Annotated in this window: 14 protein-coding genes; 7 read left to right on the plus strand and 7 right to left on the minus strand. The window is 48.8% G+C overall.

Translation table 11 applies throughout. The features are described from left to right. Nucleotides 1-50 precede the first annotated feature (50 nt). The 6 genes from OYT88_RS02490 to OYT88_RS02515 all read right to left on the minus strand — a co-directional run bounded on the left by OYT88_RS02490 (nucleotide 51) and on the right by OYT88_RS02515 (nucleotide 5937). Nucleotides 51-671 (minus strand): YcnI family copper-binding membrane protein, encoded by a 621-nt coding sequence (locus OYT88_RS02490; RefSeq protein WP_274397775.1) that lies wholly within the window; start codon nucleotides 669-671, stop codon nucleotides 51-53. A gap of 24 nt (nucleotides 672-695) precedes the next feature. Next, nucleotides 696-2396 (minus strand): copper resistance protein CopC, encoded by a 1701-nt coding sequence (locus OYT88_RS02495; protein WP_274397776.1) that lies wholly within the window; start codon nucleotides 2394-2396, stop codon nucleotides 696-698. A gap of 64 nt (nucleotides 2397-2460) precedes the next feature. After that, a complete protein-coding gene (locus tag OYT88_RS02500) occupies nucleotides 2461-3468 on the minus strand; it encodes an ABC transporter substrate-binding protein (protein WP_274397777.1) in 1008 nt (335 codons plus the stop codon). Continuing rightward, nucleotides 3444-4196 carry an ABC transporter permease gene (locus OYT88_RS02505; protein ID WP_274397778.1) on the minus strand — a complete coding sequence of 251 codons (753 nt, stop codon included), beginning with the start codon at nucleotides 4194-4196 and terminating at the stop codon, nucleotides 3444-3446. The genes OYT88_RS02500 and OYT88_RS02505 overlap by 25 nt, the downstream gene beginning before the upstream one ends. A gap of 36 nt (nucleotides 4197-4232) precedes the next feature. Further along, a complete protein-coding gene (locus OYT88_RS02510) occupies nucleotides 4233-5024 on the minus strand; it encodes an ABC transporter ATP-binding protein (RefSeq protein ID WP_274397779.1) in 792 nt (263 codons plus the stop codon). Nucleotides 5025-5034: 10 nt separating this feature from the next. After that, nucleotides 5035-5937, minus strand: a complete 903-nt coding sequence (locus tag OYT88_RS02515) for an ABC transporter substrate-binding protein (RefSeq protein WP_274397780.1) — start codon at nucleotides 5935-5937, stop codon at nucleotides 5035-5037. A 588-nt stretch (nucleotides 5938-6525) separates the two neighbouring features. Between OYT88_RS02515 and OYT88_RS02520 the strand changes: the two genes are divergently transcribed. From OYT88_RS02520 to ssuE, 3 genes are all read left to right on the plus strand, one after another. Beyond that, nucleotides 6526-7587 carry an LLM class flavin-dependent oxidoreductase gene (locus tag OYT88_RS02520; protein WP_274397885.1) on the plus strand — a complete coding sequence of 354 codons (1062 nt, stop codon included), beginning with the start codon at nucleotides 6526-6528 and terminating at the stop codon, nucleotides 7585-7587. A gap of 63 nt (nucleotides 7588-7650) precedes the next feature. Beyond that, on the plus strand, nucleotides 7651-8616 hold the full coding sequence (locus OYT88_RS02525) for an ATP-grasp domain-containing protein (RefSeq protein ID WP_274397781.1): 966 nt from the start codon (nucleotides 7651-7653) through the stop codon (nucleotides 8614-8616). A 98-nt stretch (nucleotides 8617-8714) separates the two neighbouring features. After that, the gene (gene ssuE / locus OYT88_RS02530; protein ID WP_274397782.1) at nucleotides 8715-9269 is read left to right on the plus strand and encodes an NADPH-dependent FMN reductase; all 555 of its coding nucleotides are present in this window, start codon (nucleotides 8715-8717) and stop codon (nucleotides 9267-9269) included. 237 nt (nucleotides 9270-9506) lie between these two features. On the opposite strand, the gene OYT88_RS02535 is transcribed toward ssuE, so the two are convergent. After that, the gene (locus OYT88_RS02535; protein WP_274397783.1) at nucleotides 9507-10454 is read right to left on the minus strand and encodes a LysR family transcriptional regulator; all 948 of its coding nucleotides are present in this window, start codon (nucleotides 10452-10454) and stop codon (nucleotides 9507-9509) included. A gap of 216 nt (nucleotides 10455-10670) precedes the next feature. Here OYT88_RS02535 and OYT88_RS02540 point away from each other — a divergent pair, with 216 nt between their 5' ends. From OYT88_RS02540 to OYT88_RS02555, 4 genes are all read left to right on the plus strand, one after another. Further along, a complete protein-coding gene (locus tag OYT88_RS02540) occupies nucleotides 10671-10943 on the plus strand; it encodes a glutaredoxin family protein (RefSeq protein WP_274397784.1) in 273 nt (90 codons plus the stop codon). A 56-nt stretch (nucleotides 10944-10999) separates the two neighbouring features. Then, entirely contained in the window at nucleotides 11000-12019 is a 1020-nt protein-coding gene (locus tag OYT88_RS02545; protein WP_274397785.1) for a methionine ABC transporter ATP-binding protein, read from the plus strand. After that, the gene (locus tag OYT88_RS02550; RefSeq protein WP_274397786.1) at nucleotides 12016-12675 is read left to right on the plus strand and encodes a methionine ABC transporter permease; all 660 of its coding nucleotides are present in this window, start codon (nucleotides 12016-12018) and stop codon (nucleotides 12673-12675) included. The genes OYT88_RS02545 and OYT88_RS02550 overlap by 4 nt, the downstream gene beginning before the upstream one ends. A 114-nt stretch (nucleotides 12676-12789) precedes the next feature. Then, nucleotides 12790-13797 (plus strand): MsnO8 family LLM class oxidoreductase, encoded by a 1008-nt coding sequence (locus OYT88_RS02555; RefSeq protein ID WP_274397787.1) that lies wholly within the window; start codon nucleotides 12790-12792, stop codon nucleotides 13795-13797. Nucleotide 13798: the final 1 nt, after the last annotated feature.

The following is a 13798-nucleotide window of genomic DNA, read 5'->3' on the forward strand; positions in this document are numbered from 1 at the left end:
CGCTGTCAGCTAATCAGGATCCGGAGTCTGTGCGGCCTGAATGCAGCCGATTACTTTGCGCCGCTGCCGCGCTTTTTAGCAATAATAACCAAAGTGACGACTGCCAGAACAGCTGAGATGACGGACAGAAGGAGGGCGATAATCGAAAGAACGAAAGCGCTCCGGCCGGCCGGCTGACCGGCACTCGCACCGTCAGCTGGACCGCTGACGATCTGAGTGATTGCATGAGGCGTTTCAGCACCCGCCTTTTGTGTCCACTCAACAATACTTCCATCCTGATAGTACTGATACGCATTCCACGCTAACTGGGTATTTTTCTTAGGATTCAGTGCCGTAAACTGGAATTGCTGAAACTGGCCAGGAGCAATGCCCTGACCCTTCGCCGACCAGGTGACGGTCTGAATATTGCCGTCGGCTCCCTTCGCCGTTGTTACGGACCAGCCGGGCACTGCCTGATAGTCGACAAACTCAACCTGACCGGGGACGCGCAAAGCTACTTTAATTGTCGGCACGTTCTTTTCCGTCGGTACCTGAACCGTATACGTCTCATAAGCCCCCGCCTGAGACTGGACCGGTTTCACCGCCACGTGTGCGGAAGCACTGGTTTGAACAATAAAGAATAGAGCAAGGCCAAGAAAAGCAGCGATGATTGTTTGAAAAAAGCTTCTCATTTTCAGGTACCCTCTTCCTCCTGCTTAATTATTAATTTTAACAATGATGTCCTTATCAAGATCCTGAAACGAATTCGTTAAAGCGTGGATCCGGATCAAATAACGGCCGCTCATAATAAACGTGTCATTAACGGGCACGCTCCCCTTGCCCAGTTCTTTTAACGGATACTGAACCTTAGTCGAGCCCATATCCATCTCCAGCGATTTGATTGTCAGAACCGCCTGCTGCAAATCCGCCGCCGGTTTCCCTTTCCGGGTCACTGCCAGTGAAATCGTATTCCCGCCGACTTTTCCGGGCGTGACTTTTACCTTAAAATCATAACCGCCGGCTTCGGCTGAGGACTGATTCGACGCCTGCAGCGCCGCCGTTCCCTGTGACGATTTCAGAATCCGGTCGGGTATCGGAGGGGGGCTATTCGACAGCGCCGCTGCCGCCAGCAGCACGGCCAGTCCGACCGCCAGTTCGCCGATCACACTCCTCTTTAGAAACTGAGCAGGCCGGCGGCGGACACGCAGAAAGGAATAAAGGGCAAACAGCAGCATCACTCCGAGAAGGGCCGCCTTGATCAGCAGCAGCCATCCGTATAAGGATGTGTATAGCGAGCGCAACGTCGGCAGATGAATCACACTGCCGATGACCCCCGACAGTAAGATCAACGCAACAAACGTCAGAGCAAAAGGCGAAAACCGGTTGATCGTCTGCCGGTAAATCATTTTCTGCCGTTCTGCCGGATGATCCTGTTTTATTAAGCCCGGCAGGAACAAGATGCAAATCAGCGAGCCGAGCCAGACCGACGCGGACGACAGATGCAGAAAATCGGCAGACACCGCCAGGATACGGATTGGAATACTGTTGACACTGGCGGCATGTCCGATCCACGCCTTTGATAAGGCAAATACCAGCATCAGGAAGATCAGGCCCGTCCAGAGAACATGAGCGGTTCTGTCTGATCGTGACCTGAACAGCCAATAATGACTCAGAAAGCATAGAATCAGAATGGCAAGCTGCACAAACCATAGGGTTCCGAATGATGTGGAAAAGAGCGTCGCCTTCAGTGACTGAACATTGAGCGACTGAAGCCAGCTCACGCCGGCATTCAGTGTCACTTGCAGCGGCAGCGAAAGCATGACCCCAAAGAGCAGGATCCCTGCCGCCGCATTGAGCGCAATTTTCATTGTTCTTCGTTTAAACAGGAATAGATCATGTGCCGTATAAATGAACTTTAAAAAGAACAGCAATCCAAGATAAAATGATAAACCGCTGTACAGTATCCACCTGATCGCCAGATTATCCGCACGGGGAAGATTGCCGGCTGCCGCTGTATCCGGCGGCGGGGATTGGATCCTGCCGGGATGGCCGACCTGAAAGGCAATGATCCCGTTAACGGGATGGCCGTCCGCTGAAATCACTTTCCACTTGATCCAGTAGTAACCCGTCGGCAGGCGCCTGTTTAAATAGTTTTCCAGTATCGCCGGATTGTGCGGATCGGTACGGACCTGATTTGTGTCGACGCGGTGCCCGAATTGATCGAGCACGTCGAGAGAGAAGAAGGTCGGCTGAATTTTCTCGTCAAACTGTATTTTGACTTGTTTCAGGTTGCCGCTGACTTGCTGCTGCGCAGCAGGATCAGAGCGGATAATGTAAGCATGTGCCGAAGCAGTATTGGCAGACAATAAAAAAAACAAAGAAAAAACAATCCACGCGCAGATCTTTTGTTTCATCATCACTCACCCACTTGCTCGCTCTGCAATGATTACAGCTGCCATGAAGCCCCAATCATTGCCTGCATCATTGCTGCCGCGCAGACGATAGGATATAGTTTCCTATATTATAGCGTTTTTTTATAAGTTTAAGGCTGACCAGATCGTCCACCCGCTGCTGCTGCTCGCGGACCATTCCCGGGAAGAAGGATGAGGTGCCGAACAGCTTATCATCGAAAACGGACAGCCATTGCAGATGTGACACATCTGTTTTTTCCTTCAGCAATGCTGCCGCAGTATGCGGATTCGTCTGGATCGTACCGTCCGCCTGTTGAATCGCCGCCATGATTCTGTCGACCGCTGTTTTATCTTTCCTATATATAGAATCATTCACTACATAAACATCACGATTGCTTTGAAACGACGACTGTGCAGCCAGTTTCATGAATCCGGAACTCAGTGCTTTGCTCTGGTACGGCTCTCCTACGGCCAGTGCATCGATTGAACCGCTTTTCAATTGATACAGTCCCTGTTCAGGGGTTATGTAGACAGAATGGATATCCGTTAAGGACAGATGAGCCGTTTTCAGCATCTGGGCCAGAAAGAAATGCTGGTTGGAAAACCGTTCATAGCCGATCTTTTTCTTCCGTAAATCTTTCAGGGAATGAATCGGCGAATTCTTGCGGACAAAGATTCCCTGAGCGTTCGGATTGGGCGGCTCTGCAGCCAGATAGTCTATTTTCGGCTTGTCCGCGTGCTGGAAAACAGGTACCGCATCGCCGACAGCGGCAAAATCGACCCGGCCTTTATTCATTGCCGCAAAAATCGCGCTGTCATCCGGGTATTGAATCCACTGGATGACGGTTTTTGCCTTCTTTAAGCGCTTCGTCAAATTCTGATTTGCCTTAACAAGGTTCAGCGTGCTGTCTTTTATATAACCGATCCTGATGATTTTTGTACGCTCGGCCCCGGCTCCGGAACAGCCGGCGAGCAAAAGGCCGAAACAGATGCAGAAAAGTGAAAGGAACCGGAGCATTCTCTTGCTCACAGCGATCATCGCAGGGTGTTTTATTAATGGGACAGTCCTTTTTTCCATCCGGTCAGTCTCTTTTCAATTATAGTAATAATAAAATTAATGGCCAGCCCTAATAGTGCCAGAATGACAATTCCTCCGTACATACTGGGAATATGAAAAGTCTGCTGAGCCGTGAGTACAAAGATGCCGAGTCCGGAAGGCGCTCCGATCATCTCGGCGGCGACAAGCGCCGTGATCGAATAGGCGCCTCCCAGCCGGATGCCTGTCAGAATTCTCGGTATCGATGCCGGAACAACGACCTTTCTGAAGATATAAAACTGAGAAGCGCCCATTGAAATTGCCGAGTTAATCAGCAGCTTTTCGACATTTTCCACACCGTTGATCGTATTCAGCAGAATCGGCCAAAACGCCGACCAGAAGATAATCGCGTCCTTCGACAATTCGCCGATTCCAAGGAAAAGGATAAAGACGGGAAACAGGGCGAAAGACGACATCTGTCTGAAAAACTGCAGCACGGGATCGACGATTGCTTCAAGCCGTCTGAACCATCCGAGCGTGACCCCCAGGGCTATCCCGATCACAATGGCCAGAAGAAATCCGGTCAGTGAACGCTGGAGGCTGCTGATCAGGTTGCCCCATATCTCCCCCGACGCGAAAAATTGGTAAATGGCCGCTGCGACCTGCACAGGTGAGCTCAAATAGGCTCTATCGACGATACCGAAAGAAACCACAGCTTGCCAGATCAGCAGAAGTAAGATCCAGCCGATTGATTTATCAAAAATGACCATGAATTTTCTTCTCAAAACCACCATTCCCTCTTCGGATCATTGTAAGGAATTCACCACTTCATCCTTAATCAAGCTCCACAGATATTTTCTTATCTCGGAGAATTCATTTGCATTTCGCATGTCGACCGTACGGTTTCTGGGCAGTGTGATCGGGACAATTTCCTTCACCTTTGCCGGCCGGCTGGTCATCACCGCAACACGATCGCCGAGAAAGATCGCTTCGTCGATCGAATGGGTCACAAACAGAACCGTTTTCTTTTCCACTTCCCAGATTCTCAATAATTCCAGCTGCAGCATTTCCCTCGTTTGCGCATCCAGTGCCGCAAAGGGCTCGTCCATCAGCAGAATCGCCGGATTATAAGCCAGCGCCCGGGCAATCGCCACCCTTTGCCTCATCCCTCCCGAGAGTTCGTGCGGATAACGGAGTGCGAATTTTTTTAGACCGACTCTGTCTAAATAATTTTCTGCGATTTCCTTTCTCTTTTTCTTTTTTACGCCGCGTATTTCCAGTCCGGCCGCGACATTGTCTAAAACCGACCGCCAGGGAAAAAGGGCATAGCCCTGAAAAACAACGCCGATATTTCTATTGACGCCATTGAGGAGTGCCCCCTCCACTTTGATCTGCCCGCTGGTTTGTTTATCCAGGCCGGCCAGTATATTCAGAAATGTTGACTTCCCGCAACCGCTGGGTCCTAAAACGGTCAGAAATTCGCCCTCATTGACCGACAGATTAAAATCATTAAGAACGGTCAGGGTTTCGTTCCTGCCTTCTTCATTTTTCACTGCAAATTGCCGTTTTAAATGTTTGGCTACAATGACCTGATTCATATTTCCCCCCCTACTTGCCCGCGTAGGCAATGGAACTGCTCTTGGCATACGGATTATATCCATTGGTAGCAATCGCAGAGGCTTTGATCTTGCCTTTAGGGATCTGGTTGGCATTTTCCAGCGTATTAATCCAGTACTGCAGCGGCTGCTGCTGAATCACTAAGTTCTTGACGTAAGCGTAGCGCTCGACCTGACTGACGTTCATGTGCAGCCGTTTAGCGATATATTCCCGTGCCTGTGTCGGATGAGCATCGACCCAGTTGGCCGTTTTCGCAATGATGCCGACGAATTCCTTAACTTCCGCCGGATGCGCCCGCAGAAATTTGCCGTTTACTGTGTACGGCTGCATGCCGCTTAAGCCGTGATCAATGTCCCAGTCGCTGAACAGATCCTTAAGATTCTTGTTCTGCTGCGCAATACCCGACTGCGGCGGATGAATGATTGCCAGATCGATTCTTTTTTGATCCAGCGCCTGTTCCAGCTGCTCGTTCGGCATTGCGACCCATTTAATTTTAGCGGGATCGACATGATTTTCACGCAAATATTTTTTGGTTACATATTCAGCACAGGCACCGAACCCATTCATGGCGATCGTCTTTCCTTCAAGATCTTTCAGATTTTTGATGCCCGAATCTTTGCGGACAAAATATTTCATGTGCGGTGCATTCTGCAAGGTTTCATTGCCGGCTGAAATGATTTTGACATCCGCTCCTCCGGCGACCGCCGATACCGTCAGTGAGGCCATCCGTGTACCAAAATCAATATCCCCCGTGCCGACCAGCGGAATGACCTGGTTCGCGTCAATTTTGCCGACATACTTCGGCTGAATATGAGCATTTTTAAAATAACCGAGGTCTTGTGCCAAGTAAACGAGATCGAACGTCGGATTATCCGGATATTTAAAATAAACCACATTTCCTTTCTCCGATGAACCGGATGTTCCCGGCTTTTGAACCGAACATCCTGAAATAGCGATCAGAAGAATGCACAGTGACAAAATCAACGGCCATTTAAAAACCGAGGAAACCGACCTGCCAGCCATCTTCATCATAACCCCCAATATTTTTTTAATTTTTGTTGCCCGCCGAGCTGTCTCTCCGTTTCATCGTTCATCTTCCAAACGCTAAATTGAAACAAAATTGTCGAAATTGAAGAGTGAATTCAGTATAATCATGACAATTCACATCTGTCAACTATTATTTAGTTTTTCTATGAACCCATTTATCAGGCACTTGCCGGCCTGCAAGCTTCAAAATCGATCGGATTCCGCTGCAGTACAAATGGCTCCGGCCCTTTTATCATGCGGTCTGAACGCAATTGACCAATATTTTTTTGTATATATACAAACTCAGATTTTTCTGATTGCTAATAGTCTAGTAAAGTGCTAGGATTTTAGTGAAATGATGTATGTTTCGTCACATATTACGTCTCTTTCATGCCTGGATTGCTTGGACGTATGCGTGATTAAAGTCATTGTCTATTGACTGGAGGGGTAAACATGATTAAATACGGTTTTTGGGCACCGGTTTTCGGCGGATGGCTGCGGAATGTCAAAGACGAACAGATGCCCGCCACATTCGACTACGTTAAAAAGGTGGCACAGACGGCGGAGCAAAATGGATTCAGTACGACTCTGATTCCGGAACTGAATCTCAACGACATAAAGGGTATTGCATCTCCGTCATTGGAAGCCTGGTCGACAGCGGCGGCACTGGCCGCCGTTACCAGCAAGCTGGAGATTATGGTGGCCGTCAGGCCGGTTTTCCACAATCCGGCACTCACCGCAAAAACTGCGGCAACTATTGACCGGCTCAGCCACGGACGTTTTTTGCTTAATGTCGTCTCCGCCTGGTGGAAAGAAGAAGCCAGACAATACGGAGCTGAATTCACGGCCCATGATGAACGGTACGACCGGACAAAAGAATTCGTCACTATCATCAAAGGCCTGTGGCGCGACACGCCCTTCAGTTTTTCAGGAAAATATTACCATATGAAGGATACGTATCTCAGTCCGAAACCGGTTCAACAGCCAGGCATCCCGTTATATGCCGGCGGAGAAAGTGAAAAAGGGAGGCAGACGATTGCAGAGAGCTGCGATGCATATGTGATGCACGGCGGATCAGTCGATGAAATTGCCGGAAAAATCAGCGAGATGAAAGAGCGCCGCCGCAAGCTGAACCAAAAACCCTTCTCTTCTTTCGGGATGGCGGCTTTCGTCATCTGCCGGGATACGGAAGCCGAGGCAGAGGCGGAACTGGCCCGCATAACCGACGTCAGGGAGGCGGCCGGTTATGCCGGTTTCAAAGATTTCGTCACCGAATCGCAGCTTGAACGAAAAATCCAGCTGCAAGATTATTCGGTGTCCAACCGCGGCCTGAGGCCGAATTTTATCGGAACAGCGGAACAGATCGCCGACCGTATTCTGGCTTATGAACGGATCGGCATCGAACTGCTGCTGCTCCAGTTTTCTCCGCAGCTGGAAGAAATGCAGCGTTTTTCCGAACAAGTGATACCGCTTGTCGAAAAGAAAAGGGCTGAAAATCGTGTGTCGCCGCAGGCATAATCGCAGCGTGCCGCTTTGTATCCGGATAAATTAAAAAGAACGGCCAAACAGGAGGGTCCACCTATGGGAAAGATTTATCTTATTCATGAAAATGACGACTGGACGAGACATTTGACCGCACGGCTTGACGAACTGCATCTGCCCTATGAATCCTGGTTCCTGTCGGAAGGTCTCGTCGATCTGACAGCCGAACCGCCGGAAGGTATCTTTTACAGCCGGATGAGCGCTTCATCGCATACCCGGGGGCACCGCTTTGCTCCGGAACTTGCCGAAGGTGTATTTGCCTGGCTGGAGCATCACGGACGCACGGTTTTCAACGGGAGCCGCGCGCTGCGGCTGGAAGTAAGCAAGATCAATCAGTATACTGCCCTGCAGGCGCACGGTTTCCTGACGCCGAAAACGATCGGTGCGGTCGGGAAACAGAACATCCTCGCAGCCGCTCATCGTCTCGGCCCCGTTCCCTTTATTACGAAGCATAACCGCGCGGGCAAAGGGCTCGGCGTGCAGCTGTTCAAATCGATCAATTCGCTGAAAGACTATCTGTACAGCGAGCGATACGAAGAACCGATAGACGGCATAACACTGATTCAGGAGTACATCCGCCCCCCTGAATCCTTTATCACACGGGCCGAGTTCGTCGGCGGAAAATTCATCTATGCGGTACGTGTCGACACATCGGAAGGTTTCGAACTGTGCCCTGCGGACAGCTGCCAGATTAACGACGCTTTCTGCCCGGTCGGCACCGAAGCTGAGGTAAAGCCGAAGTTCCGGATTATTGAAAACTTTGACGAGCCGATCATTGCACGTTATGAGGCCTTTCTAAAAGATCAGCAAATCGCCGTCGCCGGCATCGAGTTCATCCGCGACTCAGACGGCACGCTCTACACGTACGACATTAACACCAATACGAATTACAATTCCGAGGCCGAAGCCGAGGCCGGCAAGTACGGGATGCTGGAAGTCGCAAAATTTCTGGGAAACGCTCTGGAAAGGGAACAGGCCGGAAACGGGACAGCTGTGAATTCATAAGCGGCAAAACAAGCATGCCGCACAGACGGGTTTTGATCGCCCGCCGAAACGGCGTGACAGGAAGATGAATCGTTTATTAAGAAAGGAGGGCTTTCCGGATGAAAATGATAACGGTTATCTCCGGATCCTATGGTTTATTGTCACGATTGAACGGACTTGTCGACTATGCCGTGCACACGCTGAAACCGGCGTTTCATGTCTCTGTCATTCATGTGCACCAACTGCCGCCCGCAGCACTGATCGCGGCAAACAGCCATGATCCGGAAATTACCGCGGCTAATTGTCTGGTAGCCGAAAGCGACGGTGTCATTGTCGTGACACCAACGTTCAAAGCCGCCTACTCGGGAATTTTAAAAACTTATCTGGATCTGCTGCCACAGCATGCACTGGCTGACAAAGTTGTACTGCCGCTGGCCATCGGCGGATCTCCGGCACATGTGCTCGTCCTGAACTATGCACTGCAGCCGGTTCTGTCCGAGCTGGGTGCTCAGCGGATCATTCACGGCGTATACGTGCTGGATCGCCAGATTTCAAAAAACGAAACTTCATTTTCACTCGACCGTGAGGCTGCCGGCCGCCTCGATCCGGCACTGCAGCAATTTGCAGCAGCTCTGGAACAGAACCCGCTTCACACGCTGACAATTAAAAATTGAACCCTTCACAAAGTGATGGATTCTGACAAATTCATGATCGGCCCATTCAAAAAACTCCTGAACCCGGGGTCATAGTCCTTCCGGGTTCAGGAGTTTTTTGCCGAAGTCCGCTATTGAATAAACCGGCGCAGCCGGTCATAAGGGTTACCCGTTTCGGCTTTCATCGATTGATTCTTTTCTTTCAGCACACGCTGCTCAAGGCGCTCCGCGTCCGATAACGGCAGCCGGCCGGGTATCCTAAAGGATGGATCTGCCGGCCTGCTTGAAGACATTCTCTCTACGATCGGCAGCAGCGGACTGCAAAAACCCGTCCTTTATCTCTTTAATCAGTGCTTTTGCGTGAATCGAAAGCTCAGACTGTTTTCGGCTGGTCAGTATTCCGATGGCCGGATGAATGTTCATATCAGTGATTGGAATCACTTTTGTTTTTTTAATCGGAGAAAGATTAGCAGTTTGGGTGAAGATCGAGATGCCGAGGTTCTGCTGCACATAATATTTATGTGCCGAACTGCTGCTCAGCATGATTTGGCGATAAGTATTGCCGATTTTTCTCTGCAATTGCTGCTCCACTTGAATGCGGATCGGACAATTCGCAGGTGTAAAAATAAAACGCTGATCTTTTAAATCGGATAATGACACTTCAGACTTTTCGGAGAGCGGGTTTTTCTCGCTGACAAGCAAAACGAGCCGATCATAATAAAAAGGGCGATAATCGTTTTCCAGTTTAATCTCCGGTTCCCCGCATACGGCAAAATCAATACTGTTCTTTTCGATCAATTCACTGCAAACATTGGCATCCTCAACATAAATTTCTACTTCTTCATCCGGATATTGATTTAAGAATCCAGCCAATATTCGGGGGAACTTCAAACTGGCCGTCGGCTCGGAAATCCCTATCCGAATCTTCGGTGCCTGTCCCGACTTTATCAGTTCTACTTCATCACTAAATGCCTGATAATCACGAAGAAGCTTTTCAGAGTATTCGAAGAATAATGCTCCTGCTTTTGTCAATTCAATTGATTTGCTGCTTTTATCACGTTTTAGTAACCGGGTACCCAGTTCTTTTTCCAGCTGCTTTATTCGAAAGGTAATCGTAGGCTGCGAGTAGTTTAATAATGCTGCCGCACTTTGAAAGCTTCCGTATTTAGCTACTAAATGAAAGGTTCGTATCCACCTGATCTCCATATCTGCCCCACCCCTCTATTTTCTTTTTCTTCATCATACGATGTTTTCGATTGATTATGAAACTGATTGCTGCAGCTTATATAAATTTATTAAATTGAATCGATAATTTTTTTAATTAGCTATTCGGGCCTGAATGAGCTATGATTTATATCACAGTAATACGATATGTTTTATATAAATTGAGGGTCATGCAATAAAAACATAAGGAGCGGTGAAATGACTTATCAGAAATCTATTGTTGTCTGGAGTAAACAAGCCTGTCCGTATTGTCAAAGGGTAAAAAAATATTTAAAGGAACATCATTTAAATTATTCGACTGTCGACGTCACGGACCACGACGAGCTGCGTGACGTACTGGAGACCAAATACGGAATAAGGCATGTCCCCGTGACCGAAATCGGCATAGATCGGCCGCATGCGTACGAAGCGGTTATAAGTATTGAAGTGGATGATTTAGAAAAAGCATTGAAAAAAAATCAGTATGTTTAGCTAAAAAAGCAGCATTCGTATGACCCACCCATACGATCGATCCGGAGGATAATACGATGATCCAAATTCAGCATGTTTCGAAAATCTTCGAAAGAAGCGGTGTCAAAAACCAGGCATTGAAAGATATCAGTCTTGAGGTCAGCGACGGTGATATCTTCGGCGTCATCGGCTACAGCGGTGCGGGGAAAAGCACTCTGATCCGCATGGTGAACGCACTCGAACGCCCGACATCCGGAAAAGTCATCGTTGACGGAACGGATGTATCTGCCTTCAATCACCGCGACTTGAGAAAATTCAAAAGAAAGATCGGCATGATTTTTCAGCACTTCAATCTGCTGGAATCCAAAACCGTTTTTAACAATGTCGGCATTCCGCTTGTCCTTGAACGAAGAAGCAGAAAAGAAATCCGTGAAAGAGTTGTAAAACTGCTTGATTTCGTCGGACTGGCCGATAAAGCCGGAAGCTATCCGGATGAGCTTTCCGGAGGGCAGAAACAGCGGGTCGGCATTGCCCGGGCGTTAGCCCTTAATCCCTCAATTCTGCTCTGTGACGAAGCGACAAGCGCACTTGATCCGAAAACGACGGAACAAATCCTTGAATTGCTGAAAAATATCAATACAAAATATCAGATCACTATTTTACTGATTACTCATGAAATGGGTGTCATCCAAAAAATATGCAATCATGTCGCGGTCATGGAGAAGGGACAGATTATTGAACAAGGATCCGTGTTTGAACTGTTCAGGCATCCAAGGCAGAAAACAACCCGTGATTTTGTCGGTTCCATTATTCACAGTGATCTGTCTGATTCGATCCGCCGGCAGCTCATATCGGGCAGTCATGTACGGACATTTAAAATTGAATTTATCAGTGATTCTGCAACCCGGCCTCTGATTAACGATCTGATCCGGCAATTTGACATAACTGTCAACATTGTGTCTGCAAATATGTCTGAAGTCCAAGGAAAAACAATAGGGCACATGATCATCATGGTCAATGGCAATGATTCAGAAGTTGATGCAGCCGCCGCATTCTTAGCAGAACAAGGAACCACAGTAAAGGAGGTCAGCCAATGATTCAAACAACGGTTACTTTCAGCCAATTTGTCCAGGCACTGGAAGAAACGCTGACCATGGTTTCAGTCTCACTGCTCTTAGGCATATTGATCGGCCTGCCGCTTGGTATCCTGTTGGTCATTACCCGGCCGGGCGGCGTCATAGAGAATAAATGGATATTCGGCATACTGAATCCGGTCATTAACGTCATTCGTTCCCTGCCTTTTATTATTTTGCTTGTTGCCATTATTCCGTTTACGCGTTTTATTGTACATACATCAATCGGAACGCCGGCAGCCATCGTCCCTTTGATCGTATTTATTTCTCCTTATATCGCCCGATTAGTTGAAAATTCTTTATTAGAGGTGAATGAAGGAATTCTGGAAGCAGCAAATGCTATGGGGGCCGCCCCCTTTCAGGTTATCCGGCATTTTCTTCTGCCGGAGGCTTTCGGTTCGCTGATCCTCTCTTTTACGACAGCGACGATCGGATTGATCGGGGCTACGGCCATGGCAGGAGCTGTCGGCGGCGGCGGAATCGGCGATTTAGCAATCACGTTCGGTTATCAGCAATTTGACACATTTGTCATGGTTGTAACGGTTGTGATTCTCATTATCTTCGTTCAGCTTATTCAATCCATCGGTAATTTCTGTGCCCGCCGCGTCAGAAGGCATTGAAAAATCATAAAGGGCACTGGAAATCATCACGACCAATACCCGGCACATACTGAGCAGATCCGGTGCGATTGCAAGAATTCCTTGCAGCTCAATTTCAAAGAAGGTGAAGGAAACATGGCGTTATCATTCGGGCTGCTCGACCAGAGCCCGATTACAGCCGGCGGCAGTGAGAAAGCATTAAAGCACACGGTCGAGCTGGCACAGCTGGCCGATAAGCTTGGTTTTGACCGCATCTGGGTCTCTGAGCACCACGGCTCGCGTTATACGGCCGGGAAAGCACCGGAAGTATTGATTGCTTATCTGCTGGCGAGCACGCAGAAAATCAAAGTAGGTTCAGGAGGCATTCTCCTGCAGCACTACAGTCCTTATAAGATCGCCGAAGTATTTCATGTTCTTGCGGGGCTTGGGCCGGGCCGGATTGAACTGGGAATTGGAAGGTCCCCCGGCGGACTTCCGCCTTTCACACAGGCTTTACAGCAAAAATTCAAGGCGGAGCAGATGCCGTTTGAAAGACAGCTGGCCGAGCTGCTGCACTACCTGCGCAGCAGCCGGCCGGGTCCGCAGATCCACACCTGCCCTCAGGCAGATAATCGACTGCCGGTGTTCCTGCTCGGATCAAGTGAAACCAGCGTCGGAACAGCCGTTCGGCAGCGTCTTAATTACGCATTTGCCAGCTTTTTCGATAATCAGAAAGAACTGGCGGCAAAAGTCATTCGTGCCTATAAAAAAGGCTGCGATCCGGCACATCAGGTACTCTATTCACCGGCTGTGATTATCGCTGAAACGGAACAAAGAGCAAAAGAATTAGCGGAAAAAGTGAAAATTATGACTCTTCACTTTAAAGGCGGCAAACAATTAGTCATTTCTCATGAAGACGATGCAAGAGCTTATATTCAGGAACTGGATGAACCTGTGAGACTGGATATCGCAGCCAATCAAAATATCATTTACGGCACAGGCATTCAGGTAGCCGAACGGTTGGCTCAGATTTGCCGCGACCTGCCGATCAACGGTTTCGTCTTTCATCTGCCGGTCGCGGACCATCAGCGCCGTCTTGACATGATCAGGGAATTGGCGCACATACGGGGAAAGCTGAAAACGGAAATCAAGGAGGCTGAATGAA

This window comes from Sporolactobacillus sp. CQH2019 (genome assembly GCF_028765345.1).
Lineage (GTDB): Bacteria > Bacillota > Bacilli > Bacillales > Sporolactobacillaceae > Sporolactobacillus.

Coding starts and splice junctions, on each gene's coding strand:
- OYT88_RS02505 (WP_274397778.1), bottom strand. CDS start 4,196: ATGGTCATTTTTGATAAATCAATCGGCTGGATCTTACTTCTGCTGATC.
- OYT88_RS02535 (WP_274397783.1), bottom strand. CDS start 10,454: ATGGAGATCAGGTGGATACGAACCTTTCATTTAGTAGCTAAATACGGA.
- ssuE (WP_274397782.1), top strand. CDS start 8,715: ATGAAAATGATAACGGTTATCTCCGGATCCTATGGTTTATTGTCACGA.
- OYT88_RS02540 (WP_274397784.1), top strand. CDS start 10,671: ATGACTTATCAGAAATCTATTGTTGTCTGGAGTAAACAAGCCTGTCCG.
- OYT88_RS02510 (WP_274397779.1), bottom strand. CDS start 5,024: ATGAATCAGGTCATTGTAGCCAAACATTTAAAACGGCAATTTGCAGTG.
- OYT88_RS02555 (WP_274397787.1), top strand. CDS start 12,790: ATGGCGTTATCATTCGGGCTGCTCGACCAGAGCCCGATTACAGCCGGC.
- OYT88_RS02490 (WP_274397775.1), bottom strand. CDS start 671: ATGAGAAGCTTTTTTCAAACAATCATCGCTGCTTTTCTTGGCCTTGCT.
- OYT88_RS02525 (WP_274397781.1), top strand. CDS start 7,651: ATGGGAAAGATTTATCTTATTCATGAAAATGACGACTGGACGAGACAT.
- OYT88_RS02550 (WP_274397786.1), top strand. CDS start 12,016: ATGATTCAAACAACGGTTACTTTCAGCCAATTTGTCCAGGCACTGGAA.
- OYT88_RS02495 (WP_274397776.1), bottom strand. CDS start 2,396: ATGATGAAACAAAAGATCTGCGCGTGGATTGTTTTTTCTTTGTTTTTT.
- OYT88_RS02545 (WP_274397785.1), top strand. CDS start 11,000: ATGATCCAAATTCAGCATGTTTCGAAAATCTTCGAAAGAAGCGGTGTC.
- OYT88_RS02500 (WP_274397777.1), bottom strand. CDS start 3,468: ATGGAAAAAAGGACTGTCCCATTAATAAAACACCCTGCGATGATCGCT.